This is a genomic window from Methanobrevibacter sp. (assembly GCF_015062935.1).
GTDB lineage: Archaea > Methanobacteriota > Methanobacteria > Methanobacteriales > Methanobacteriaceae > Methanocatella.
The window spans coordinates 90,566-113,482 of the sequence record NZ_SUTM01000007.1 but is presented as its reverse complement, the minus strand read 5'-3'; the positions used below and the strand labels follow the sequence as shown (position 1 = coordinate 113,482).

The 22,917-nt window shown below is 36.9% G+C and carries 27 protein-coding genes; 7 read left to right on the top strand and 20 right to left on the bottom strand.

Going from position 1 to position 22,917, the window contains the following annotated elements; genetic code table 11:
• Positions 1–163 precede the first annotated feature (163 nt).
• Together E7Z81_RS04860 and cgi121 are read left to right on the top strand one after the other, a co-directional pair.
• Positions 164–1,633 (top strand): (R)-citramalate synthase, encoded by a 1,470-nt coding sequence (locus E7Z81_RS04860; protein ID WP_292744897.1) that lies wholly within the window; start codon positions 164–166, stop codon positions 1,631–1,633.
• Positions 1,634–1,646: 13 nt separating this feature from the next.
• Positions 1,647–2,132: a KEOPS complex subunit Cgi121 gene (gene cgi121 / locus E7Z81_RS04855; RefSeq protein ID WP_292744894.1), complete on the top strand. Its 486-nt coding sequence runs from the start codon at positions 1,647–1,649 to the stop codon at positions 2,130–2,132.
• Here the strand turns inward: cgi121 and E7Z81_RS04850 are convergent.
• Genes E7Z81_RS04850 through E7Z81_RS04830 form a run of 5 tightly spaced genes read right to left on the bottom strand, consistent with a single transcriptional unit; the run spans position 2,116 to position 6,048 of the window.
• On the bottom strand, positions 2,116–3,069 hold the full coding sequence (locus E7Z81_RS04850; protein WP_292744892.1) for a DegT/DnrJ/EryC1/StrS family aminotransferase: 954 nt from the start codon (positions 3,067–3,069) through the stop codon (positions 2,116–2,118). The two genes, cgi121 and E7Z81_RS04850, sit on opposite strands and share 17 nt — an antisense overlap.
• Before the next feature lie 2 nt (positions 3,070–3,071).
• Positions 3,072–4,244, bottom strand: a complete 1,173-nt coding sequence (locus E7Z81_RS04845; protein ID WP_292744890.1) for a hypothetical protein — start codon at positions 4,242–4,244, stop codon at positions 3,072–3,074.
• A 47-nt stretch (positions 4,245–4,291) separates the two neighbouring features.
• Complete coding sequence (gene guaA, locus E7Z81_RS04840) at positions 4,292–5,218, bottom strand: glutamine-hydrolyzing GMP synthase (RefSeq protein WP_292744888.1); 927 nt, start codon at positions 5,216–5,218, stop codon at positions 4,292–4,294.
• A 1-nt stretch (position 5,219) separates the two neighbouring features.
• Positions 5,220–5,480, bottom strand: coding sequence for a hypothetical protein (locus E7Z81_RS04835; RefSeq protein ID WP_292744886.1), 261 nt, complete (start codon positions 5,478–5,480; stop codon positions 5,220–5,222).
• A gap of 10 nt (positions 5,481–5,490) precedes the next feature.
• Complete coding sequence (locus E7Z81_RS04830) at positions 5,491–6,048, bottom strand: GMP synthase subunit A (protein WP_292744884.1); 558 nt, start codon at positions 6,046–6,048, stop codon at positions 5,491–5,493.
• Between the two features lie 155 nt (positions 6,049–6,203).
• Here E7Z81_RS04830 and E7Z81_RS04825 point away from each other — a divergent pair, with 155 nt between their 5' ends.
• The gene (locus tag E7Z81_RS04825; protein WP_292744882.1) at positions 6,204–6,347 is read left to right on the top strand and encodes a hypothetical protein; all 144 of its coding nucleotides are present in this window, start codon (positions 6,204–6,206) and stop codon (positions 6,345–6,347) included.
• Here E7Z81_RS04825 and trxB read toward each other — a convergent pair.
• The 5 genes from trxB to E7Z81_RS04800 all read right to left on the bottom strand — a co-directional run bounded on the left by trxB (position 6,344) and on the right by E7Z81_RS04800 (position 9,099).
• Positions 6,344–7,270 (bottom strand): thioredoxin-disulfide reductase, encoded by a 927-nt coding sequence (trxB, locus tag E7Z81_RS04820; protein ID WP_292744903.1) that lies wholly within the window; start codon positions 7,268–7,270, stop codon positions 6,344–6,346. The genes E7Z81_RS04825 and trxB overlap by 4 nt on opposite strands.
• Before the next feature lie 56 nt (positions 7,271–7,326).
• Entirely contained in the window at positions 7,327–7,866 is a 540-nt protein-coding gene (locus E7Z81_RS04815; protein WP_292744880.1) for a glutathione peroxidase, read from the bottom strand.
• Between the two features lie 86 nt (positions 7,867–7,952).
• Positions 7,953–8,408, bottom strand: coding sequence for a MarR family winged helix-turn-helix transcriptional regulator (locus E7Z81_RS04810; RefSeq protein WP_292744879.1), 456 nt, complete (start codon positions 8,406–8,408; stop codon positions 7,953–7,955).
• Between the two features lie 119 nt (positions 8,409–8,527).
• A complete protein-coding gene (locus E7Z81_RS04805) occupies positions 8,528–8,809 on the bottom strand; it encodes a hypothetical protein (protein ID WP_292744877.1) in 282 nt (93 codons plus the stop codon).
• A complete protein-coding gene (locus E7Z81_RS04800; protein ID WP_292744875.1) occupies positions 8,809–9,099 on the bottom strand; it encodes a hypothetical protein in 291 nt (96 codons plus the stop codon). The genes E7Z81_RS04805 and E7Z81_RS04800 overlap by 1 nt, the downstream gene beginning before the upstream one ends.
• Before the next feature lie 175 nt (positions 9,100–9,274).
• Between E7Z81_RS04800 and E7Z81_RS04795 the strand changes: the two genes are divergently transcribed.
• Positions 9,275–9,973 (top strand): CPBP family glutamic-type intramembrane protease, encoded by a 699-nt coding sequence (locus E7Z81_RS04795; protein ID WP_292744873.1) that lies wholly within the window; start codon positions 9,275–9,277, stop codon positions 9,971–9,973.
• A gap of 61 nt (positions 9,974–10,034) precedes the next feature.
• Complete coding sequence (locus E7Z81_RS04790; protein WP_292744871.1) at positions 10,035–10,484, top strand: hypothetical protein; 450 nt, start codon at positions 10,035–10,037, stop codon at positions 10,482–10,484.
• A gap of 71 nt (positions 10,485–10,555) precedes the next feature.
• Here E7Z81_RS04790 and E7Z81_RS04785 read toward each other — a convergent pair whose 3' ends face one another.
• Both E7Z81_RS04785 and E7Z81_RS04780 read right to left on the bottom strand, forming a co-directional pair.
• Positions 10,556–11,197 (bottom strand): hypothetical protein, encoded by a 642-nt coding sequence (locus E7Z81_RS04785; RefSeq protein ID WP_292744869.1) that lies wholly within the window; start codon positions 11,195–11,197, stop codon positions 10,556–10,558.
• Positions 11,198–11,738: 541 nt separating this feature from the next.
• On the bottom strand, positions 11,739–12,527 hold the full coding sequence (locus E7Z81_RS04780; RefSeq protein WP_292744867.1) for a sulfide-dependent adenosine diphosphate thiazole synthase: 789 nt from the start codon (positions 12,525–12,527) through the stop codon (positions 11,739–11,741).
• Between the two features lie 98 nt (positions 12,528–12,625).
• Here E7Z81_RS04780 and E7Z81_RS04775 point away from each other — a divergent pair, with 98 nt between their 5' ends.
• Positions 12,626–13,138 carry a nitroreductase family protein gene (locus E7Z81_RS04775; protein ID WP_292744865.1) on the top strand — a complete coding sequence of 171 codons (513 nt, stop codon included), beginning with the start codon at positions 12,626–12,628 and terminating at the stop codon, positions 13,136–13,138.
• Between the two features lie 53 nt (positions 13,139–13,191).
• Here E7Z81_RS04775 and gatE read toward each other — a convergent pair whose 3' ends face one another.
• The 7 genes from gatE to E7Z81_RS04740 are packed head-to-tail and all read right to left on the bottom strand — an operon-like array spanning position 13,192 to position 21,488.
• A complete protein-coding gene (gene gatE / locus E7Z81_RS04770; protein WP_292744863.1) occupies positions 13,192–15,063 on the bottom strand; it encodes a Glu-tRNA(Gln) amidotransferase subunit GatE in 1,872 nt (623 codons plus the stop codon).
• A gap of 9 nt (positions 15,064–15,072) precedes the next feature.
• Entirely contained in the window at positions 15,073–16,383 is a 1,311-nt protein-coding gene (gatD, locus tag E7Z81_RS04765) for a Glu-tRNA(Gln) amidotransferase subunit GatD (protein WP_292744861.1), read from the bottom strand.
• A 9-nt stretch (positions 16,384–16,392) separates the two neighbouring features.
• The gene (locus E7Z81_RS04760) at positions 16,393–17,832 is read right to left on the bottom strand and encodes a 2-oxoacid:acceptor oxidoreductase family protein (RefSeq protein ID WP_292744859.1); all 1,440 of its coding nucleotides are present in this window, start codon (positions 17,830–17,832) and stop codon (positions 16,393–16,395) included.
• A 12-nt stretch (positions 17,833–17,844) separates the two neighbouring features.
• A complete protein-coding gene (locus E7Z81_RS04755; RefSeq protein WP_292744857.1) occupies positions 17,845–18,957 on the bottom strand; it encodes a 3-methyl-2-oxobutanoate dehydrogenase subunit VorB in 1,113 nt (370 codons plus the stop codon).
• The gene (locus tag E7Z81_RS04750; protein ID WP_292744855.1) at positions 18,958–19,242 is read right to left on the bottom strand and encodes a 4Fe-4S dicluster domain-containing protein; all 285 of its coding nucleotides are present in this window, start codon (positions 19,240–19,242) and stop codon (positions 18,958–18,960) included. It lies immediately after the preceding gene.
• Between the two features lie 4 nt (positions 19,243–19,246).
• Positions 19,247–20,917, bottom strand: a complete 1,671-nt coding sequence (locus tag E7Z81_RS04745; RefSeq protein WP_292744853.1) for an AMP-binding protein — start codon at positions 20,915–20,917, stop codon at positions 19,247–19,249.
• A 19-nt stretch (positions 20,918–20,936) separates the two neighbouring features.
• Positions 20,937–21,488 (bottom strand): cupin domain-containing protein, encoded by a 552-nt coding sequence (locus tag E7Z81_RS04740; RefSeq protein ID WP_292744851.1) that lies wholly within the window; start codon positions 21,486–21,488, stop codon positions 20,937–20,939.
• Between the two features lie 222 nt (positions 21,489–21,710).
• Between E7Z81_RS04740 and E7Z81_RS04735 the strand changes: the two genes are divergently transcribed.
• Positions 21,711–22,082 (top strand): hypothetical protein, encoded by a 372-nt coding sequence (locus E7Z81_RS04735; protein ID WP_292744849.1) that lies wholly within the window; start codon positions 21,711–21,713, stop codon positions 22,080–22,082.
• A gap of 19 nt (positions 22,083–22,101) precedes the next feature.
• Here the strand turns inward: E7Z81_RS04735 and E7Z81_RS04730 are convergent, their stop codons facing one another.
• Positions 22,102–22,911 (bottom strand): CPBP family intramembrane glutamic endopeptidase, encoded by an 810-nt coding sequence (locus E7Z81_RS04730; protein ID WP_292744848.1) that lies wholly within the window; start codon positions 22,909–22,911, stop codon positions 22,102–22,104.
• Positions 22,912–22,917 lie beyond the last annotated feature (6 nt).

Below are 22,917 nucleotides of genomic sequence, written 5' to 3'. Positions count from 1 at the left end.
CCAGTAGTGAAGTCCTTTTGTGTTTTGTTTGTGTACTATGGTTTTCTATGGGAATTTCATTTCGCTGCAAGCTTTCTATTACAATAATTATTACTATTTTTTCTTATCTGTTTTTAATATTCTTAATTACATAATACCTCTATTGAAATTTTAGGTGATTTTTTTGAATATCCAAATATTAGATACTACTTTACGTGATGGAGAACAGACTCCAGGTGTTTCTTTAACTCCCCAGGAGAAATTTAGAATTGCTACTAAACTCGATGAAATCGGAGTTAATTTTATTGAAGCAGGTTCTGCTATTACATCCCAAGGTGAAAGGGATTCTATTAAGGAAATTTCCAATCAAGGTTTCAATGCTGAAATTTTAAGTTTTTCAAGACCGTTAACTGTTGATATTGATTACTGTTTGGAATGTGATGTTGATGCAGTTAATTTGGTAGTTCCTACATCAGATTTACATATATATGATAAACTGAAATGTAATCGTGATGAACTTTTAGAGTTATCCAACAGCGCTATTGATTACTGTAAAGATCATGGCCTTGTAGTGGAATTGTCTGCTGAAGACGCATCCAGAAGTGAATTTGATTTTTTAAGAAATGTTTATGTTAATGCAATTGACCATGGGGCAGACAGGATTTGCGTTTGTGATACAGTAGGTATTTTAACACCTGATTCATCCTATGACCTTTTTTCCAGATTAAATGATATTCAAGTTCCTATTTCATGTCACTGCCATAATGATTTCGGTCTTGCTGTGGCCAATACATTGTCTGCAATTAAAGGCGGCGCTAGTGAAATTCACACTACCATCAATGGCATCGGTGAGCGTGCGGGAAACACTTCATTCGAGGAATGTGTAGTGGGTATTGAGAGGTTACTTTCCGATTTTTCAACAGATATTAAAATTGACCAGATTTATGATGTTTCCAAATTGGTGGCCAGATTGACTGGTGTATATATCCAGCCTAACAAGGCGATTGTTGGTGAAAATGCATTTGCTCATGAATCAGGAATTCATTCTGACGGAATCATTAAAAATTCTGCTACATATGAACCGATTACTCCTGAACTTGTTGGAAGGAAACGCAAGTTTGTTATAGGCAAGCACATGGGAACACATGGTTTAAACACCCGTTTGAAGGAAATTGGTTTGAATGTTAATGATGTTCAGCTTAAGCAAATCTGTGATGATATAAAACAGCTTGCTGATAAAGGAAAAACCGTTACTGATGTTGATTTGCAGGTCATTGCCGATAATGTTTTGGAGATAAATCATGAGGACAGAATCAAGCTGGATGAAATTACTATAGTGTCAGGTAATAAGGTAATGCCTACTGCTTCCGTTAAAATTACCATTGACGGTGAGGAAATACTGAATGCCGGTGTTGGTCTGGGTCCTGTTGATGCCGCAATCAATGCAATCAAATCATTGGATGTTTTTAAGGATATAGAACTTATTGAATATCACGTAGATGCAATCACTGGCGGTACTGATGCTTTTATTGATGTAATAATTAAACTTCAAAAGGCAGATAAGGTCGTCTCAGCAAGGGGAACCGAAGCGGACATTATCAATGCCAGTGTAAAGGCATACATTGCCGGAGTTAACAGGTTACTTAGGGATTAGTGGTTTTATGTATATGGATAATTTAGAGATTTTAGGTTTCAGGTCCACAATAGATTCAGTTGGCGAAACCCTTTCACAGATTGATGGAATTAAAAATGAAGGTGAAATAATTCAGCTTTTAAATGCGGATGCCATAGCCTCCAAAAATCATATAATTCATGGTGTCAATCAGGCTTTTCTCGCTTTCGGGCGTGGTGTAAATTTGGCAAAGGACATCAGTGTTGAAGTTGTTTTGAGGTGTTCCGCTCAGCGTCAGATTTCCAAAGCCTTCAAGATTTTAGGTTTAAAAGAAGGGGAAATGAACTTATGTGCAGTTCTGATTAACTGTCAAGATCATTCCACTGAGTTATCCGACATGTTTGACCGTGATGACAGCGTTTTGGCCGGTGATGACGGAAAGTTAAAAGAGATATATAAAATAAGTGATTTGGAACTTGAGAACATGTCTGTTGAGGATATTCTGATTGATAGAATATCAAAACTTACAGTTGATTATTAATCTCTTCAATTATTTTTTCAAGGTTTTCATTTTCAAGGCATTCATAAGCAAGATTTTTTATTTCAACTGCAATGGCTTTCTGCTTTACCCTGTTGTAGTTGGGACATGTTGTGATAAATCCGCTTTTGTCAATAGGCAATAATTTTTTCAGATTCCAACTTATCTCCTTTGCATTATCATGCGGAATAATTACATTAACGCCTCTTTTATTTGCATGTAATGTGGTTTCTATATTGTTTTTTAAATGTTTTGTTGCATTTACTGTAAGTTCAAGTTTTTCTCCAACATTATCAAGTTCGCAACATATACCACCACATACAATTTGTGATGTTTTGCTTAATTTTTGGGGAAGTGAAGTTTTTCTAAATATGTCCTCATCATTTGATGTTATAAATCCGCCGCTTCCGACGTTGATGATTTTTGGTGACCCTGTAGATGCAATTATGATGTCCGCATATTTTCCGTTACCTAATCTTTTTTCGCTGTCTCCGATTCCTGCGGAAGCATCTTCAATTGTGGTGATGTTATTGTTCTTGCAGTATTTTGATATGCTTTTGGTATCCTGTTCTGCACAGTATCCTGCAAAACTGGTGTAAATCAGAGCAGAATTTTCTTTAACGTCCAGTTCCTCAAGATATTCTGTGCTGATGAGACCCAAATCTGTTTTCAGGGTAATGATATTTTTTCCGAGAAATTTTGCAATCTGTTTAAAACCGTGCCATCCGCCCTGATCCGGAATTATTAGGTCTCCTTCAATTGCGCAAAGTGCAATAAAAATACTGTTGTTGCCGCTGGATGTGATTTTAACATTTTCATGACCTGTCAATGACTTAATCTTATCAATGGCTTTTGCTTCCATGTTCTCATTGACATTTCCTTTTGCAATTTCAGACATTGTTTCCAATGTTTTTTTAGAGGGTGTTTTAAATTTAAACATATTCATTCACTTTTAAAGTACATGTCCAATGTTGTCTGTTTTGTGTGAAGCATTTCGTTCAGCAGTGTTCCCTGCTTTACGTACCTGCTAATCGGAATTCTTAATTTTTCACCGGAATATTTCAGGCAATCCTCCAATGTTTCAAATTCAAGATATGGTCTGAGCATTGCTTCCTTGATGTTTTCTCTTACGTTAAATACTCCCAGAGGAACATATCCGTCATATGCCTCTCTTAAGATTATCAGTCCGGATTGTCTTTTGATTTTTAAAAGGTAATCTAGAACTGCCATTTTAGCGGTATAGTAACATCCACCTACAATGGAATATTCCTTTTTGCCTCCGTTTGTTTCATAATCTGAAAAGATCAGTTCCTCATTTTTCATCAATTTGATAAATGCTTCATACCATTCGTATTGCCATTCTGTAGGTGTCAAAATGATTATATAATAATTGTTCAGAGCTCCGAATTCGAAAACCCTGTATGTGTCCAGTCTTTCAAATTTCCTTACTTCCTTTAGAAACTCATCGGCAAGGGTTGAATCGCAGGCGGTAATGGACCATCGTGTAGGAACAAGTTTTCTTCTGTTTTTGGTTCCTATGGCTCCAACTGAAAATGCCTTTTGCATCGCTGAAAATGGAACGTCCTTGTCATGGAGATTAACAACCGCTTCACTTGCCTTCAAATCAGTATCATAAAAGGTTTTTTCAAGCTGTTTGTCCCATCTTACCGCATCAATGTCAAATTTTTCAATTACTGCACTCGGTCCGTGGGGCATGCTGTCTTCGGTAAGAAGAGACCCTGTAGGTCGGCGCCCGAAGGTGGCTTCACTGTCGATTGATTTGGATGCAAGGGATATGTCCTGGAGCTTTTCAACAAATGGGTTTTCCAAATCGTCAATCTTGATTAGCTGTTTTCCCCTTACAAGATTCATTCTGTAGTTGATTATTTCATCTTGGGTCTTGTTTTGTCCAATCCATGACTCCGGCGAGTCCATGATGTATGTATCTCCCATCTGTGAACTCATCATAGGTCCGGCATATACTTTAGGATAGGACCATCTGCCGATAAACACTGATGGAGGGGTTGTTCCTTCAAGATTTTTTCCAACTTTAACAGATTTCATTTGGATTTGTTCTGTTAATTTGGCTAGATAAGCATTTTTTGTGGTTTTCATGGTTTTTAAAAAAAGTAAAAATAAAAAATACTATAAAAGTATTTTTTTTAACAGAATTCGATGGTTGCAGGTGGTTTGTCACTAACGGATAGTGCAACGTGAGTGACTTCAGATATTTCGGAAGTGATTCTTTTTGAAATTGTTCTGACAACTTCCCATGGAAGTTCAGCAACTGATGCGGTCATAGCATCGATTGAGTTAACGACCCTAACAACCACAAGGTATCCGAAATCCCTTTGGTCTCCTTTTACACCTGTTACTTTGGTATCGGTTAATACAGCAAAGTATTGCCATACGTCCTTGTCGATTCCTGCAGCTTCAATTTCTTCACGGACAATGTGATTTGCTTTTCTGCAGATTTCAACATTTTCTCTGGTTAATGCTCCAACAACACGTACTCCAAGACCAGGTCCTGGGAAAGGTTGTCTGTATACTGTTGTTGCAGGCAATCCTAATTCGTCACCGATTTCCCTAACTTCATCTTTGTATAAGTCACGGATAGGTTCGCATAATTCCAATTCCATTCCGCTTGGAAGAGCCAGGTTGTGGTGAGATTTGATTTCACCTTCGGTTTCAATCCAATCCGGTGCTATGGTTCCTTGAACAAGGTATTTGGCACCTGATTTTATTGCTTCTCTTTCAAACACGTCAATGAATACTTTTCCTATGATTTTTCTTTTGTCTTCAGGATCATCATATCCTGCAAGGGCATCCATAAATTCATCGGAAGCATCAACAAATTTAAAGTTTAATCTGTCTTTAAAAGTATTTGTTACTTGTTCAACTTCACCTTCTCTTAAAAGACCGTGGTCAACAAATATTGCGGTTAAATTATCACCTATTGCTTGTTGCACAAGTACTGAACAAACTGAACTGTCCACTCCTCCGGATAATGCAATAATAGCTTTTTCATCTCCAATTTGTTCTTTGATTTTTTTTACAGCATCTTCAATAAATTCTTTAGGGCTTAACATTTTATTCCTCTTCGTCTTCTTCTTCATAATCTTCGATGATTTGTTTAATCATAGCTTCAAGACCATAATCATTACCGGATTCTATAGCTTCCATAATGTCGTCGTATTTGACAAATTTTTCAAGTTTTACGGATTTTGCTCCTATTCCTGAAATTCTAAATCCGTATTCTTCATCACCAATTGGGATGTTGACAAACTGTCTTTTTAAACCGACTTTATTATCCTGTGCTTTTTTAGCTAAATCTTCTGCATTATCAATCATTATTTACACCTTACTTTTGACAGATTTTATAGAAATTCTTAAAAATAATTTCTCCTTTTGGAGTGTGATGTACTTCAGGGTGGAATTGGATTCCATATACATCTTTGTCTTTATGTTTAAAGGATTCGACATCGCATAGGTTGGAACTGGCCAGGATTTCAAATTCTTCAGGAATGCTTTTAACTTCATCCTTGTGTGATGACCAGACATCCATTTGAGGTGCTAATCCTTCAAATAGGTTTTCATCATTATCAATATTTATTTTCACCTGAGCATAACTTTCAGTTTCTGAAGTTGAAACTTCTCCCCCGTAAGCCTTTGCGATTAACTGGTGTCCAAGACAAATTCCCAGAATAGGTATGTCAAAGTGTTTTATGATCTCTTCGCTGTTTCCAGCTCCTTCAAGAGAAGGTCCTCCGCCCAAAATAATTCCAATAGGATTTTCAGCTTCAATATCTTCTATTGAAGTTGTGTTTGAAACAAGTTTTGAGGGAATATTGAGATATTGCAAACTTCTCTGAATTCTATGGTTGTATTGCCCTTTATTATTAATCACTATGATTGTCATTTTATACTCCATGAAAATATAATGATATTATTTTTAGAGTTAATGTTTATTATAGTTTGTCAAAAAAATCTTAGCTTGACAGCATTGCTAAAAAATAAGAAAAGTTTTGCAATTCACTTAAAGTTTATATATGATATTTAATATAAGTGAATTACATGGAATTCGAAGATTTGATTTATATTATTATTGCAATATTTGCAGCAGTATTGTTGCTTAAAATATTCATGTGGTTACTGCCGGTAATTGTTGTATTGGTCATTGCATTTTTCATTTACATGTTCTTAAAAGAACGTGCTTAACTGTTTTGTTTTAAATCATGGTATGCTGAAGTTGCTGCAACTGCACCTTCACCGCATGCTACAACCCACTGTTTCAGTCCAACACAAACATCACCGATTGCATAAACATAGTCAACATTGGTTTTTTGTTCTTTGTCTATGATGATATGTCCTGATTCGTCTAAATCAACACCTAATTGAACTGCAAGTTCAGTATGCGGGATGTATCCGACACTGATGAACACTCCGTTGGTCGGATGTTCTGTAAGCTCACCTGTTTTTGTATCTTTTAAAATAACTGATTCTACAAGCATCTCTCCTTTGATTTCTTCAACAGTTGCGTTGAGGATAGTATTGATGCCCGCTTCTTTAATCATATTCTGCAAGTGTTTTTGAGCTCTGAATTCATCTCTTCTGTGGATTAAAGTAACATTGGCGCCTAAGTTGTTCAGGTATAATGCTTCCTGGAGTGCGCTGTTTCCACCACCTACCATGACGATGTCACGGCCTGCAAAGAAAAATCCGTCACAGGTTGCACAGTAGCTTACTCCTTTTCCTTTGAATTCCTCTTCACCTTTTGCTTCAAGATGTCTGTGTGAGCTTCCTGTTGCCAGTATTATTGTTTTTGATTGGTACTGATCTTTATTGGTTTTAACGGTGAATCTGTATTCGTCGTCAGTTTGTATAATTTCTTCAACAGCTTCCATTTCGTGAAGTTCTGTATTTTTTATGGCCTGGGCTTTCATTTTTTCAATAAGCTCCAAACCTGAAATGTTGTCAAAACCAGGATAGTTTTCCATCTCAGGCACTTCACGGCCGATTCCTCCTGCAAGATCCCTGTCAATCATCAGGTTTTTTGTTCCCTGACGGCCGGCATATATTGCGGCGGTAAGTCCTCCGGGACCTGCTCCGATAATGATAATGTCGTATTTGTCCATTTTAATTACCTCTTTATAATCATTTGGTAATTGTTATTAAAAAAATTAAGGGATTTAATTGTTTAAATTAAATCCGCAATTGCTTTTTTGACATCGCCCAAATTTTCTGTAGGTTCAAATCTTCTAACGACGTTTCCTTCACGGTCAACCAAAAATTTGGTGAAGTTCCATTTGATGTCATTGTTGTCTTTGTAGTGTCTGTCTTTTGCTCTTAACATTAATTTCAATGCTGTTGCGCCTTTACCTTTTATGTCGGTGAATGGCTGTTCATTTTTAAGGTATTCGAATAACGGATCTGCATTTTCTCCGTTGACGTCAATTTTGTCAAAAATCTGGTAAGGTACCAGCCATTTGTTGCGGCATACTTCTGTAATTTCTTCTATGGTTCCTGGAGATTGGTCTGCGAACTGGTTGCATGGGAAATCTAAAATTTCAAAACCTTGTTCATTGAATTCTGCATACATTTCATTTAATTCGGTGTATTGTGGTGCAAATCCACATTTTATTGCAGTGTTAACAATTAACAGTACTTTGTTTTTGAACTGGCTTAGGGAAACCATGTTTCCGTCACTGTCTTTTACTTCAAAATCATAGATTGACATTGTTATTACCTCGTTAATTTATAAAAGACTTAACTTGGTTAAGACTTGTTTATCTATTTTAATGGTTTTAATATATAAAGGTTACTTTATTTTATTTCGGTTGACTGTTTAATTAAATCGTATAACTGCTCTTTAAATTTGAAAAATTCCTCATTGGATAAATTTTTGGTAATTTCTCTTTCCCAGCCGCAGGTTATGAGGTTAATTTTAACAAACAGTTCTTCTCCTTTCTCAGTTAATCTGAGGATATTTCTACTTTTGTTAGTTTCATCCTTTCTCTTTTCAACAATTTCCTTGTTGACCAGTTTTTTAACCATCTTGGCAACATTGGCCTCGGATACGAAAAGAATTTCCGCCAGTTCTCTTTGTGAAATTGACGGGAAGAACTTGATGTTATAGATATATGTCAGCTCGCCGTATGTAATTTCAATGTCTTCAAGCTTGTCTTTCAGGTAATTGTTGTAGCTTAACAGGATATATTCCATATAAAGATTGGTTGGAGTTAACACGATTCTATCTTTTTGCCATTCTGTATCGACCATAAGCATTCCTCGATTAAAATATGGCAATCGGTTATTTATAACCTTTTTCAAAAATAAGTTTTTATTAAAAAATAAGAAAAATGTGACGTAATGTCACAGTTAAGATAAAAAATAGGAGTTTAAGGGAATAATGCGATTCCTGTTGCTTCCATCATTGACTCGAAACCTAAAAGTATAATGACTACTCCACCGAAAATTTCGATGTAGTCTGCGTATTTGATAGCAATTTTGGTTCCGTATGTTCCAATCAAAAGCCATATGATTACTGCAAATACACTTAATCCAGCTAAAATAAATGGATTAACATGTGCAGCGGCACCCTGTGATGCCAGAATTAAGTTTTCTATGTTTCCAAAAATAAGCAAACCGGTAAATGGAGCATAAGCTTTTAAATCAACCATTATTGTTCACCCCTTTCAGCTTTTCTGAGATTTCTGACTGCGCCGTGAATTGACTGGAAACCTAATATTACAATTGCAAGACCACCTAAAAATGTGATATAGTTTGAATATTGCATTGCCGCTTCTGTAGCCACAAATCCGATAAATATCCATATTAATACTACAATTATACTTAGTAATCCTAAAATTCTAGGGTTTACACCTGCAACAACACCCTGGGATGCTAGAATAAGGTTTTCAATGTTTCCAAAAATAATTAATCCGATAAACGGTATGAATTGTTCTAACAAATTATCACCATATCTAATTTTAATTTTAGTATTATTTAAATGTTAATCTAATTTTACAGGGGCTAGATAAATTTAGTGATTAATTTTGGATAATATTTAAAAAATAGTTTAAGTTATATATTATTTTGTCTAAATATTGTATAAATATCAAGTTTATCTTATTGTTGGTGCTATGATGAAATTTTTAGAATTCGATGAATCAAGGGACTTTCCTTTCTACAAGCATAATCCGAGAATTTCTGTGGGAGGATGGTTAGTACTGTTGTTAAGTGTGCCGATTTCATTTCTGGCCTATGGTATTGTCGGCCTGGAATCAGAACTTATCGGAAGCGTTTTATTCTGTTTCATAATGCTTATTCCGTTACTTTATTTTTCAAAATGGGATTATTCACTGATATTTAGAAAACCTACAAAAAATGAAATAATTCTTGCAATACTGCTTTTTGCAGGATATATGATTTATTCCATTTGTGTGGGTTCTGTTTTAGACATCTTTGGCCTTGCAGGCGCACCTATTTCCACTCCTGAAGAATTGGGGGTCACTGTTGAAAGTACTGTTGGGCTGATATTTTCAATGATGGCTGAAGAATTGCTCAAGTTCATCCCCCTGATGTTTTTCATGAGGTTAATCTATAAGTTCACCGAAAACATCAAGCTGTCAGTTTCAATTTCTATTGCGATTGTTTTAGTGGTATTCGGGCTGCTTCACTATATGCCTCCAATGAATACCTTGGTTTCAGTTCTGCTTTTGCAGGGACTGGGGTCATTTTTTGAAATGTATGGGTATATTAAAACCAAAAACCTGTTCGTGCCCTACATATCACACCTGCTGACTGATTTAATTTCATTTATCATAATACTGGTGGGTTTTTAACATTATTATTCGTAAATGAGATATATATTGGGCTTTAAAGATAATTACGTGAGGTTGTTGAATGGAAAACAAGCATATTATCATAATTCTGGCATTGGTGATTGTTATTCTTGCGCTGGCTATGGGCATATTGTTCCTGCAGCAGAATTCGCATGAACAGACCAATGTCGAAATCAACCAGAGTGATGAAAGCGTGAGTGAATCTTCAAGTTCGCCGGATACTATAACCGTGGAATTGCCTGAATTCGATAAGACCTATATCGGAACTTCCGGAGAGTACAGGGTTGAAGCAAGCAAATGGATGGGAGGATCTGTTGGAGGATTTGACATTCATTTATACAAAAACGGCCAATCTGTTTACAAGGATTCCTATATGACCAGAGCCTATTTCTACATGGACGGGGAGTGGAAATGGAGTGAATGGGGTAACGGTCAGGACGGTTATAAGGATTCTCATAGATATCCGGTAAGCAACGGTGTTGAAATCCAGAAAATTGAAGTTAAGTTTTAATTATTGATGATGCAAAATGCATCCCAATTATTCTTTTTTTGACGGTAAAAATAAGAGAATGTGGAAATGGATTATTTTTTAACCACTTCCTCCACAGTATGGCAGGCACTGTCCTTATTCATGGACAATTCAATTTGAAAGCTGATGATGTCATTTTGAGTTTTATCCTCCAGAATAACATCTTTAAATTTTCTAATCACCTCATCAAACTGCAATGACCTTCTAAGCAGATCAGCTTCAATAAGTTTGAGAGCGTTCTTTTCATCATCTTCCTGAGGCTCAATTTTATACATTGATTTTAAAGCCATTTTTCTAATTTCAACTGCAAGTTTATCATCATTGTCATCACATGTCCAGGCACAGTGCAGGAGTGATAAAAATTCAGAGTCATGATTATTTTCCGCTTTTGATATCAGATAATGCTTGTAGAATCTTTCTGACAGTTTTGATTTGAAATTTTTTCCTTCACAGGTCAGATATTCATCTGTCTTTAAAATGTCTGCAGGCACTTCCAGCTCATTTTCAATGTTGCTTGCCACATAACCGCAATGTGGGCATTCAACAAGCCATATGTCAATGGTGCTTCTCTGCATTTCAGGGGGTCTTAAGTCAATGTCAGGGTATCCCCAGGTGTTGGTGCTTCCTAAAACAGGTTGCAAACTTGTTCTGCCACAAACAGAACATTTCTTTTCAAATTTTGTAATGATGGTCATAATTTAAAAAATGTTTCAGGTTATATTTAAATATTTGTTTATTTGATGGATTAGAAAACAAGTAGTTATCACTTGAATAAGAAATTTGAGAGTGTTGAATGTTCTTGGAAAAAAAGAATTTTTAAATTAAGTCTCATTGATTGATATTGATATGTGATTAATGCTTTAGTTATTGTTAATGTTGACATTAAAAAATTGATATTTGTTTTGAAAAGTGTCAGTAAAAAGAGAGATAATTGGTGTTTAACCGACGAAATTAAACACCAGTGTTTTGAGGAAAATTATATTTTTTTTGGCAGATTTTTAATTTTCCAGCGACTTGTATCAAATTAGAGAAATTGTGAAAAATCTAATTTAACACGAATTCTAATTTTGGAGAGTGTATTGTTTTGACTAATAATGTGAGTGTTAATTTAGGTTTACCTAAATTCACATCATCAATTATAATGTTGTTGGAAGTAGTATATAAAGGTTACTATTTTTTTAGGCACACCTAAAAATTTATTAAAAAAAGAATTTAAAAACTCTCGAATTGAGAGTTCTATTTTCTGTTTTCCAAATCTTCAGCCACTTTTTTAGCCACATATTCTCCTGAAAGTAGCATTCCGCCAAAGATTGGTCCCATACGCTGTGAACCGTGAACTGCATTGGCAGCCATTCCGGTTACGTATAATCCTGGATAGACTTCATTGACATTGTCTAAAATCTTTCCTTCCGCACGGTCCGCCCACATGGATTTCTCTCCCATGATTTTACCGGTTTCAGTGTTGAGAGGTGCTTCCATTTTGTCCTGGACAATTTTGATAATTTCAAGAGGGTGTCCTGTAGCATCAATAACTGCTTTGGATCTCACAGTTAGTGGGTCTATATGTAGGCCACTCATTTCAACTGAACTCCAGTTGAGCACCACTCCGTTTATTCCGTTTTCACGTACCATTAAATCCTCAATTGACATGAGATTAAACACTTTAAGACCAGCTTGAGTGGCTTTAGATGTAAGTGTTGATGTGCACTCTATGGAGTCCACGACATAGTAGTTGTCCTGATATTTTTTGTAGTTGATTCCAAATTCGTCAAGAATTCTTCTTCCTTCTTCCTGAACAACAACCTTGTTGAACATCATTCCACCTCCCCACATTCCACCTCCTATGGAGAGTTTTCTTTCAAAAAGAGCCACTTTATATCCTGCCTTTGCAAGATAATATCCTGCGGTTATCCCTGAAGGTCCTCCTCCACCGATAGCCACATCAATGTCTGTGTAATCGAGAAAGTCGTTCATGAACTCTTCAATGATTGCTCTTGATACGATTATGTCGTCTAATTTTTCCATAATATCACTAATGTTATATTATTTTTTTTGATATATAAAAATGATGAAAAATTAAATTATATATTTTCCACACAACAAACTATTTAACAGGTGAACTCATGAAAGATTTTTTAGAGCTAGCTTGCGAAAGATATTCTGTTAGAAAATATTCAGACAAACAGATTGAAGATGAAAAACTGGAAAAGATTTTAAAGGCGGCACAGGTTGCACCAACAGGAAACAACTTTCAGCCTCAGCGCGTTTTCGTAATCAAAAGCGACGAAGGACTTGAAAAGATAAGGTCATTTACACCATACTGCTTCAATGCTCCAATAGTATTGCTCATATGTTATGACAGGGAAGTGTCCTGGAAGACAGTTGACGGACATGATGCAGGACTTGACGATGCGGTAATTGCAACAACCCAGATGATGCTTGAGGCATATGATTTGGGAATCGGATCTGTTTGGGTGAGAGGATATGATAAAAGAGTGCTTGATGAGCTGTTTGATTTGCCGGATAATATGGTTACTGTTGCCCTGCTTCCTATAGGATATCCTTCAGAAAAAGCAAAACCTTCTCCATTGCATTCCAAAAATGTAAGCATGGATGTGATGGTGGATTACTTATAATTTAATTTTGTTTTTTAAAAAAAGAGTTTAAATGGAAACTCCATTGAGTTTCCTTATATTAATTTTTGAATTTCTTCACGTACGATTTTGTTAACCATACCACCGTCAGCTTTTCCTTTAAGCTGTTTCATGCACATTCCCATTAAAGGACCCATAGCACCCATCTGACGTTCCTTAACCATTCCTTCATTGTCTGCTACAATTCCGGCAATGATTTTGGCAACATCATCTTCGCTCATCATAACTAAATTGCTTTTCTCAGCGATTTCTGCTATATCAGTGTCCGGTGCTTTTATGGTTTCAATGGCAAGTTTGCGAACGCTGTCCTTAGCTATTTTGCCGTCAGCCAGTAATGTGAAAATGCCTTTGAAGTGATCTAATGTTAAAATGTTAATGTCGTGGCCTTCCCTTTTGATTTCACGTAAATCATAAGCCAATAGTGAAGCAACAGGTGTAGCATCCACATCAACGTCAGCCAGAATAGCTTCAAACATGTCTGCTTCCTGCCTTTTGACAAGCTGAGTTGCAAGGTCTTCACTTAACTTGTACTCTTCAATGATTCTTGCCTGTTTTACGTCAGGAAGTTCAGGCAAATTATTGGCTATCGGTTCGACTCTGTCAGATGTAATTTTAAACAGTGGAATGTCAGTTTCAAGATACATTCTGTTTGCAGTCGGAAGAGGTCTCATATATTCGGTGGTACCGTCATCCAATGCTTTACGGGTTTCTTCAACAACACCTTCCAAACCTAAGTTGGCTCTTCTTTTGACTTCTTCTAAAGCGGATATTGCAATGTCCTCGTCGTGAGCCACAATAATAAATGCATCTTCCTCACCGATGTTTAAAAAGTCATTGACTTTATCAACTTCTTCCTGGGTGATTCCGTATGCAGGCAATTCATCGGAGTGGAAAATTCCTGAAACTCCACGTTTTTTAGCATAGCTCGCAATTTCAGTTCCGAATCTTCTTCCAGGCTGTACTTCACGACCAATCTGTCCGTCAAATCCTTTAAGTACAACTGCTTTGATTGTTTCAGCAGACTTTAAGATTTTGGATTCAGTATCTTCGAAAAGTTCATCCAAATCATGAATTTCTTCTAAAACTTCTGCGTTTCTTAATTGTAATTGTTTTTTGATGTCAATCAGTTCAAGCTGTCTTTGAACTTCACGGTTAACGATTTCAGCCATTAAATCCAGGTCCTGAACACCCTTGATTTCCACACGTGCACCTTCTGCAATGGAAATGTTTAAATCCTGTCTGATTGTACCTAACCCTCTTTTAACGTTGGTACTTCTTAAAATCTGTCCGAGCATGTAAGCTACTTCCCTTACCTGATCTGGATGGTGCATTGAAGGGTCTGTTGTAATTTCAGCAAGTGGAATTCCCAAACGGTCAAGTCTGAATTCGGTAAATCCGTCTTTGGTTTCAACTCTTCTTGCAGCATCCTCTTCAAGACCTAAACTTTCAATAATCACTTTTCCGTAAGGGGTGTCAAGGTAACCGTCGGTTGCAACCATACCGGTTCTCTGGAACCCTCCTGTGTTACTTCCGTCAATAACCTGTTTACGCATTGTATGGAATTCATCAACAATGTGCATGTTCATAAGACATGCGATAGTTATACAGATATCCAGCGCTTCCTCATTTAAGCTGTGAGGCGGTTCGTCATCGTTTTCCACAAGACATGTGTGCTTTTCAAAGTTTTCATATTTGAAATTAAGTCCTCTTAAGGATTCCTGCAGTGCAGCACGGTCAATTTCACCAAGCTCTGACTGGGTTGGCCTTAATTTCCTTTGAACGAGTTCATCAAAATCATCATCAACAAGTTCAGTTTTACATGGACAGAATAGCTTATGCTGACTGTTTAATTGTTGGTGAATTTCAAGTCCCATTTTCAATCCTAATTTTTCATAATCATAATCCATGCTATCACCTTAATTCAAGAAATCCCTGATTGTGGATTTTTCAGAAAACTCGCCTGCAATATTTGTCTGCATAATCTCTTTAACTTCTTCGTAATTGTCACTTTGACCTAATGCCCAGCATAATTTGACATAGGTTGTCTCAGGGGTCATGTCACGGCCTGAAATAACTCCTGCATCAATGATGTTACGTCCGGTGGAGTAAACGTTCATGTTGACTCTTCCGTAAAGGCACTGTGAAGTCATGACGACAGGAATGTTTTCGTCCTGAGCTCTTTTAAATGAATCAATCAGGTCATTTGGAACATGTCCGAGACCGGTTCCTTCAATTACAATTCCTTTATATCCTTTGTCAATGTGATATTCAATGTAATCCTTTGATATTCCAGGGAAGCTTTTGATCAGTCCTACTTTTTCTTCAATGGATGTATTCAGTTCCAGTTCGTTGTCTCCACGTTTTGTATAGCTGTAATCCGGATTGACATTAACTTTTTTATTTTCGATTTTGGCTATTGGCTGTGCATTGATGCTTCTGAAGGTGTCTCTTCTTGAAGTGTGCATTTTTCTTACCTTTGTTCCCTTGTGTAGGTAAGTAAATTTGTCATTTAAGCTTCCGTGCATGCATACGCAGACTTCTGCAATGTCGGATTTTGCAGCTATCACTGAATCGATCAGATTGATGTTGGCATCACTTGAAGGTCTGTCTGAACTTCTCTGAGCTCCGGTAATGATGATTGGAACAGGAGTTTTCAGCATGAAACTCAATGCCGCAGAGGTATAATGCATTGTATCGGTACCGTGAGCTATAACCACTCCGTCGGCACCATCAGAAATGTCATTTGCTATTTCTTCAGCAGCTTTTACCCAGTATTCAGGTTTCATATCTTCACTTAAGATATTATACAAAGCCTTGACGTTGTAGTTTGCATAATCCAGCAGTTCAGGATTTGCCTTAACAAGGTCTGATGCTGTAAATTTAGGGTGAACCGCTCCTGTACGGTAGTCAATAACGGAAGATACTGTTCCTCCGGTTGATACTATTGAGATGTTTTGCTTGTTAGGGTCTGTTGGAATTTCCTCTGCATCATAACCTATTTTTGGTTTGTCTCCTTTTTCGACAAGTTCGGCGGTGGTGCCTTCGATAGCCACACCAATGTTATATCCGCTTGACAGTTTGATAACCAGGTATCCGTCATCGGCGTCTTCCGGCCTGTCAAGTAAAATACCGGTATAGGTGATGTCATCTTTGTTGACTTTAATGGTGTCCCCTATACTTAAACCGTAATTTTCAATATATTTTTCACTGTTTTCTTTATATGTCATTAAATCACACTATGAATTGTTTTTAATCCATTCTGCTCCCGCTTCTAAAACATCAATGTTCACATCAATGACTTTTGGTTTGGATGCAAACATTTCACGAATAGCATTTTCATAACTTTCACGTTTTAAGACAGTGCTTAATTCAGTTAATGCACCGAGAAGTGCAGTATTTGCAGTTCTTGCGTTTCCATGTTCCTCTGCAATATCCACACAAGGCATTGCAATAACGTTAACGTCCCTGTCGGTTTCAAACTCTCCGATATGTGCATCGTAGAGTATTGTTCCGCCTTCTTTAACATCCTGTGAGAACTGTTCTAGTGAAGGTTTGTTTAAAGCAATAAGAATATCAATATCATCAACTACGGGAGTTCCTATTGTTTCGTTTGAAATTACAACAGAACAGTTGGATTTTCCACCTCTCTGTTCAGGACCGTAGCTAGGATACCATGAAACATGTTTTCCTTCAGCACATGCGGCTTGGGCAATTGTTAAACCGGCACTTAAAACTCCCTGACCACCGAATCCTGAAACCTTGATGCTTACAGGTTCAATGTCCTCATCGACATATCCTGAACCTTCCCCTCTGTTGACGTTGAATATTTTGTCAAGGGATTCTGTTGTAAAGTCGCTTTCAGGTCTGACGACAGGGTCCTTTTTGTAGAGGTTGTTTCTGAAGTTTTTGACCGGGAACTCTTTTTCCATCTGATTTTCAATAAATTCCTGTGCACGTTTGACGTCCTGTTTTAAGTTTGTAGGACAAGGTGACAATATTTCGACAAATGAATATCCTTTTCCTTCTTTTTGAACGGTCAATGCCTGTTTGATTGCATATTTTGCAAGCCTGATTTTCAAGGGGTTTGCAAGGGATACCCTTTCAATGAATACAGGCGCTTTAAGAGTGTTGATTAACTCGCACATGTGGGTAGGGTGTCCTGCATAGTCAGGATCTCTTCCGGTTTGACATGTAACTGTTTTTTCACCGATCAGTGTGGTCGGAGCCATTTGTCCTCCGGTCATTCCGTAAACTGTGTTGTTTACAAAGAATACTGCAATCTTTTCTCCACGATTTGCAGCCTGAAGGGTTTCATTCAAACCGATGGAAGCAAGGTCTCCGTCTCCTTGATAGCTCATGACAATTGCATTGTCTTCAGCTCTTGAAATACCTGTAGCTACTGCAGGTGCTCTTCCGTGAGCTGTCTGGAAGTTTCCGCAGTTAAAGTAAAAGTATGCGTAAACTGAGCATCCTACCGGTGAAATCATCACACATCTTTCCTGGATTCCGAGCTCATCCATACATTCCGCAATCAATTTGTGTATGATACCGTGTCCACAACCGGCACAGTAGTGAGTGGATTGAATGTTAGTTCCTTTTCTAGGATACTCTTCTAAAAGGGATTGTGGATTTCTACGTACCTGTTCTTCATAATCTTTATTTTGTTGTTCACTCATTTTTCCACATCCTTAATCAATTATATTTGGGCTAGCCTTCTCTTCACTTCTTTTTGAAGTATCAATTTCTTCGTCTAAGCCTGCAATTTCATAAATCTTAGCCAATACATGTTTAAGTTCAATAAGGTTTCCGCCCATTCTGTTGACAAGATGGGTTCCTTCCCTTCTTAATGCAGCAAACTGAACATCAGCCAAGAGTTGTCCGTTACTCATTTCAACTGATATGAATTCAACACCTTTATCAGCCAGTTCTTTGATTCTATTGGTTGGGAACGGTGATAATGTTACAGGTCTTAAAAGTCCAACTTTCAAGCCTTTTGTACGGCTTTTGTCAACAGCTGATCTTGCAATACGGCTGCTGATACCATATGAAATCAGAACAATGTCAGCGTCATCGACTTGATATTCATCGACAATAACCTCTTCAGCGTCGATTTTTGCATATTTTTCCTGAAGCTTGAAGTTGAAGTCTTCCAGGTCATTGAAGTCATTGAAAATTGAAGTGATGAGGTTTTCCATAGTCTCTTTATTTCCTCTCACTGCCCATGATTCGTCAATTTCAGGTTTAATAGCTTCTTTTGGGAATTCAACAGGTTCTGCCATCTGACCTAATGTACCGTCAGCCAATACTACAACAGGGTTTCTCCATTTGTCTGCAAGTTCAAATGCCTTCATGGTCAGGTCACACATTTCCTGAACGCTGTTTGGAGCAAGGACGATGTTTCTGTAGTTACCGTGACCTCCTCCTTTGACGATTTGATTGTAGTCTCCCTGTTCAGGTCCGATGTTTCCAAGTCCAGGTCCTGCTCTCATGATGTCAACAATAACTGCAGGCAATTCCGCACCTGCAAGATATGTGAAACCTTCCTGCATTAAACTGATTCCAGGTCCTGATGATGCGGTCATTACTCTGTGACCGGTTCCTGATGCACCGTAAACCATGTTGATTGATGCTTCTTCACTTTCAGCCTGTACAAAGTTTCTTCCAACCATCGGGAAATATTTTGATGCTTCGTGTAGGATTTCACTTGCAGGAGTAATCGGGTATCCGAAGAAGCAGTCACATCCCGCATACATTGCACCAATGATAACAGCAGTATTTCCCTTAACCATTTGATTGCTCATTTAGTTTCCCCCTTGATTAGCTACTTTAGCCTTAATCATTTTTGCTACTGAATCATTAACAATATTTTTCACTTGATGTACTTCTAGTCCTAATGGCTCAGGACAGGTAAAGTAACAGTCTTTACATCCTGTACAGCCACTTCCACTATAATATGCAAATTGATATCCTGCGTTGTTCATGTCTTCTGATAGTAATATTGCATTTTGAGGACATCCGACTATACATCTCATACAGCCTTTGCAGATTTCTTTATTGATAACTGGATAAGATATCTCTTCTGTCATTATATCATCTATTTTTATTATCGTTTTCTCTGATTTCAACTCTTCTTATTTTACCACTGATTGTTTCAGGGATTTCATCCACATATTCAATCATTCTTGGGTATTTATAAGGAGCTGTAACTCTTTTAACATGATTTTGAATGTCTTTAGTTAAAGAATCTGATGGTTCAAAGCCAGGTTGCAATATGATTGTTGCTTTTACGATTTGGCCTCTTACTTCATCAGGATAAGCGGTAATTGCGCAGTTTGAAACTGCTTCGTGAGACAATACTGCACTTTCTACTTCATAAGGTCCTATACGGTAACCTGAAGATTTGATGATGTCGTCGTTTCTTCCGACAAAGTGAACGTATCCGTCCTCATCCACCCATGCGGTATCTCCGCAGTGGTAATATCCGTGGTGGATTTGCTTTTTGTATTTTTCCTCATCGTTTACATAGTCCTTGAACAATCCCGGATTAGGTCCGTCATTCATCTTGAAACAAAGTTCTCCTTCATCACCGATTTCCACTTTATTGTGGTCTTCGTCCAATAACTCTAAATTGAATAACGGGGAAGGCTTACCTATTGAACCCACTTTAGCATCCAGCCATATGAATGTTCCAATGGACAGTGTGGTTTCGGTTTGACCGAATCCTTCCTTGATTCTGAGTCCTGAAAGTTCAAAGAACTTTTCGGATACTTCCGGAGGTAAAGGCTCTCCGGCGGTTGTAACGTATTTTAAGTTTGAAAGGTCATATCCTTCGATATTTTCTTTAATGATGAATCTGTAAATTGTTGGAGGGGCACAGAAGGTGTCCACCTTATTTTCTATAATCTTTTCAAGCAATTTGATTCCATTAAACCTTTCGTAATCATAAATGAATATTCCTGTTCCGGCAATCCATTGTCCGTAAAGGTTTCCCCAAACTGCTTTTCCCCAACCGGTATCTGCAGCAGTGTGGTGAATTCCGTCTTCAATAACATTATGCCAGTATTTTGCTGTTGGAATATGTCCTAAGGAGTAGGTATGCTTGTGTGAAACCATTTTCGGAAGTCCGCTGGTTCCTGAAGTGAAGTATATTAAAAAGATCTCTTCAGCATTTGTCGCATCTTCTCCTGTAGGTCTTTCAAATTCAGGACTTTGTTCTTCAAAAGCTTTGTTAAAGTTAATCCATCCTTCTCTATCGGTTTCAATTGCCAGTTTAGGTATTTCAATTCCTAATGATTTTTCAGCTGCTTCGTAATCCGGCAATAGGGAATCCTCTTCCACTGAAACTACCATTTTAACATTAGCTTCTTTTATCCTGAAGTCAATATCATGAAGTTTTAACATGTGTGTTCCTGGAATGGCTATTGCACCGATTTTGTGAAGTGCAACCATACAGAACCAGAATTCATACCTGTTTTTTAAGGTGAGCATTACTGCGTCGCCCTTTTTAATTCCTAAACTTTTAAATAAGTTAGCCACTTTATTGGAATATTCTTTCATGTCCTTGAAAGTGAAGGTATGATTTTCATCATTGTCGTTAGTCCATATTAAAGCTATTTTATCCGGATCGATTTCCGCATATTTGTCTACCACATCGAATCCGAAGTTGTAATCGTCTTCATATGTTAGCTTGAAGTTTTCATAAAAGTCTTCATAAGAGTTGTAGTCAACTCTATTAACAAAATTTCCTATTAATGATGTCATGTAATTATCTCCATAAGTATTATATTATTACTGCTAAAAATTTAGCGGGTTTGTCGTTAAGTGCTACCATAGCGTGTCTGTGTGCTGAATCGAAGAAGATGCAGTCTCCTTCGTTCAAGATAATTTCGTTATTGTGAATATAAATCTTTAGGGAACCTTCTAATACATAATTGAATTCTTGACCTGGGTGTGAGTTAAGTGAAGGCACAGGATTTTTTTCAGGATCCACTGTTACAAGGAAGGTTTCGGCCTGTTTGTGAATGAATTTAGAACATAGGTTTTGATGAGTATATTCTTTTCTTCTGTCAACTGAAACCCCTTTGTCTGCACGGGTAACATCAAAAATGCTCATTCTGCTTTCTTCACCAGTTAATAATAATCCTAAATCAACTTTAAAGATGTGTGCAAGTTCATATAAGAAACTTGCCGGAATGTCTACTTCTCCGTTTTCATATTGGATATAAGTTTCTTGTTTAATGTTCAAATCATCAGCAATCTCTTTAATTGTAATGTCTGATAGTTCTCGTAGTTCTCTAATTCTATTTCCAATATCTTTGTTGTATTCATTCATTAATAAACACCTATTTTTCTAATTGATTTTTTTTATTATAATATATATTATAATATTATACATTTTGATTTTGAAATTATATAAACCTTGTTAAATTTGAAGATTATTCAGTAAAATTTTGAATTTTTAGAAATTTTGTTTGTACTTTTTAGATATTTTTTTGGAAAGTTTTATATACTTCGAACATATAATTCAATGTAATTGAATGAAGGGGGAAAGATAATGGCATCTAATGATATAGGCACTAATGTTATTTTCAAAAAGCAATTAGGATTGAACTATGAAATCGACCAGAAATATGTCGGTTTAAAAATGAAGGAAAATAATATTTTATCTTTTAATTTTAGAGTTCCTGGTTCTCTAATCAATGAAATTGAAGCGTATTTCAAAAGATTCAAATTAGGTGAACCGATAATGGTTGATATCGGAGGTACAGGAGATATTAAATGTGATTTTAAGGGTGTTTCACCTATCTTAAAAAACAAGGATGAATTTGACCAGTATTTTATCTCAGCAACCTTGCAGGAAGATAAACAATACGATCCTTTGGAAGAAGAAAAATGTGAAACATGTAGTGGATGCGGATTCCACTAAACTCTTTTTTTTAATTTTTTTAACTGAATCTATTTTTAAGTGTGCTTGTTTCCTGAACGATATATTTTACAAGCAGAACTGTTGATATCAGTGCAATGACTGTTGCAGGTATCAGCCAGGGCATCTGTCCGATTACCAAATCAAGCTGTGTGAATTCAAGTACTGTAGCAACAACATTGTTTATAAAGTGAACACTCATAGGAACAAGGATATTGTCTGTTTTCATGTATAAGATACACATGCATATTCCGAATAGGAATGCGCTTGTAATTGAACCGTAGCTGTGCCCGATACCAAAAATAAATGAAGAAATTAGCATTGCAGGGAGTATTCCAACTCTTATTTTAAGTCTGTTGAAAAGAACTCCTCTAAATATCAGCTCTTCCATAAGCGGGGCAAAAATCACGGATGAGACAATTTCAAAAAGTATTGCTCCGGCAGTAATGTCCACGGTATCAATGTCAAATCCTGAAATCCATGATGGGTCATAGAATCCCATCAATAAGTCAATTCCGGATATCAAACATGTAAATAAAAATGCAAAAAGCAGATTGACTGCAAATACGTACAGTATTTCATTTCTGGTTTTAATTTCAAACAGGTTCCTGACATTTTGGCCAAGTCCGTGTGTGCCTCTCAAACACCATGCGAAGAAAAGCAGCACCAGTGAGAGCAATACAATAAAAAGTAGGTTGTCATCTTCATAAAGTTCTGGAACTGGAATCATTATCAGTCCTGAAATAATGATTGCAGCTATGATTGCGACAATTAATTCCCTGAGTCTTATTGTTCTGAGACGTACATTAAAATCAGTTACACTTTTATCCATGCTGAT

What these genes read in the sequence shown, in the direction of transcription:
- cgi121 (WP_292744894.1), top strand. Translation starts at nt 1,647, where the DNA reads ATGGATAATTTAGAGATTTTAGGTTTCAGGTCCACAATAGATTCAGTT.
- E7Z81_RS04850 (WP_292744892.1), bottom strand. Translation starts at nt 3,069, where the DNA reads ATGTTTAAATTTAAAACACCCTCTAAAAAAACATTGGAAACAATGTCT.
- E7Z81_RS04845 (WP_292744890.1), bottom strand. Translation starts at nt 4,244, where the DNA reads ATGAAAACCACAAAAAATGCTTATCTAGCCAAATTAACAGAACAAATC.
- guaA (WP_292744888.1), bottom strand. Translation starts at nt 5,218, where the DNA reads ATGTTAAGCCCTAAAGAATTTATTGAAGATGCTGTAAAAAAAATCAAA.
- E7Z81_RS04835 (WP_292744886.1), bottom strand. Translation starts at nt 5,480, where the DNA reads ATGATTGATAATGCAGAAGATTTAGCTAAAAAAGCACAGGATAATAAA.
- E7Z81_RS04830 (WP_292744884.1), bottom strand. Translation starts at nt 6,048, where the DNA reads ATGACAATCATAGTGATTAATAATAAAGGGCAATACAACCATAGAATT.
- E7Z81_RS04825 (WP_292744882.1), top strand. Translation starts at nt 6,204, where the DNA reads ATGGAATTCGAAGATTTGATTTATATTATTATTGCAATATTTGCAGCA.
- E7Z81_RS04815 (WP_292744880.1), bottom strand. Translation starts at nt 7,866, where the DNA reads ATGTCAATCTATGATTTTGAAGTAAAAGACAGTGACGGAAACATGGTT.
- E7Z81_RS04810 (WP_292744879.1), bottom strand. Translation starts at nt 8,408, where the DNA reads ATGGTCGATACAGAATGGCAAAAAGATAGAATCGTGTTAACTCCAACC.
- E7Z81_RS04805 (WP_292744877.1), bottom strand. Translation starts at nt 8,809, where the DNA reads ATGGTTGATTTAAAAGCTTATGCTCCATTTACCGGTTTGCTTATTTTT.
- E7Z81_RS04795 (WP_292744873.1), top strand. Translation starts at nt 9,275, where the DNA reads ATGAAATTTTTAGAATTCGATGAATCAAGGGACTTTCCTTTCTACAAG.
- E7Z81_RS04790 (WP_292744871.1), top strand. Translation starts at nt 10,035, where the DNA reads ATGGAAAACAAGCATATTATCATAATTCTGGCATTGGTGATTGTTATT.
- E7Z81_RS04785 (WP_292744869.1), bottom strand. Translation starts at nt 11,197, where the DNA reads ATGACCATCATTACAAAATTTGAAAAGAAATGTTCTGTTTGTGGCAGA.
- E7Z81_RS04780 (WP_292744867.1), bottom strand. Translation starts at nt 12,527, where the DNA reads ATGGAAAAATTAGACGACATAATCGTATCAAGAGCAATCATTGAAGAG.
- E7Z81_RS04775 (WP_292744865.1), top strand. Translation starts at nt 12,626, where the DNA reads ATGAAAGATTTTTTAGAGCTAGCTTGCGAAAGATATTCTGTTAGAAAA.
- gatE (WP_292744863.1), bottom strand. Translation starts at nt 15,063, where the DNA reads ATGGATTATGATTATGAAAAATTAGGATTGAAAATGGGACTTGAAATT.
- gatD (WP_292744861.1), bottom strand. Translation starts at nt 16,383, where the DNA reads ATGACATATAAAGAAAACAGTGAAAAATATATTGAAAATTACGGTTTA.
- E7Z81_RS04760 (WP_292744859.1), bottom strand. Translation starts at nt 17,832, where the DNA reads ATGAGTGAACAACAAAATAAAGATTATGAAGAACAGGTACGTAGAAAT.
- E7Z81_RS04755 (WP_292744857.1), bottom strand. Translation starts at nt 18,957, where the DNA reads ATGAGCAATCAAATGGTTAAGGGAAATACTGCTGTTATCATTGGTGCA.
- E7Z81_RS04750 (WP_292744855.1), bottom strand. Translation starts at nt 19,242, where the DNA reads ATGACAGAAGAGATATCTTATCCAGTTATCAATAAAGAAATCTGCAAA.
- E7Z81_RS04745 (WP_292744853.1), bottom strand. Translation starts at nt 20,917, where the DNA reads ATGACATCATTAATAGGAAATTTTGTTAATAGAGTTGACTACAACTCT.
- E7Z81_RS04740 (WP_292744851.1), bottom strand. Translation starts at nt 21,488, where the DNA reads ATGAATGAATACAACAAAGATATTGGAAATAGAATTAGAGAACTACGA.
- E7Z81_RS04735 (WP_292744849.1), top strand. Translation starts at nt 21,711, where the DNA reads ATGGCATCTAATGATATAGGCACTAATGTTATTTTCAAAAAGCAATTA.
- E7Z81_RS04730 (WP_292744848.1), bottom strand. Translation starts at nt 22,911, where the DNA reads ATGGATAAAAGTGTAACTGATTTTAATGTACGTCTCAGAACAATAAGA.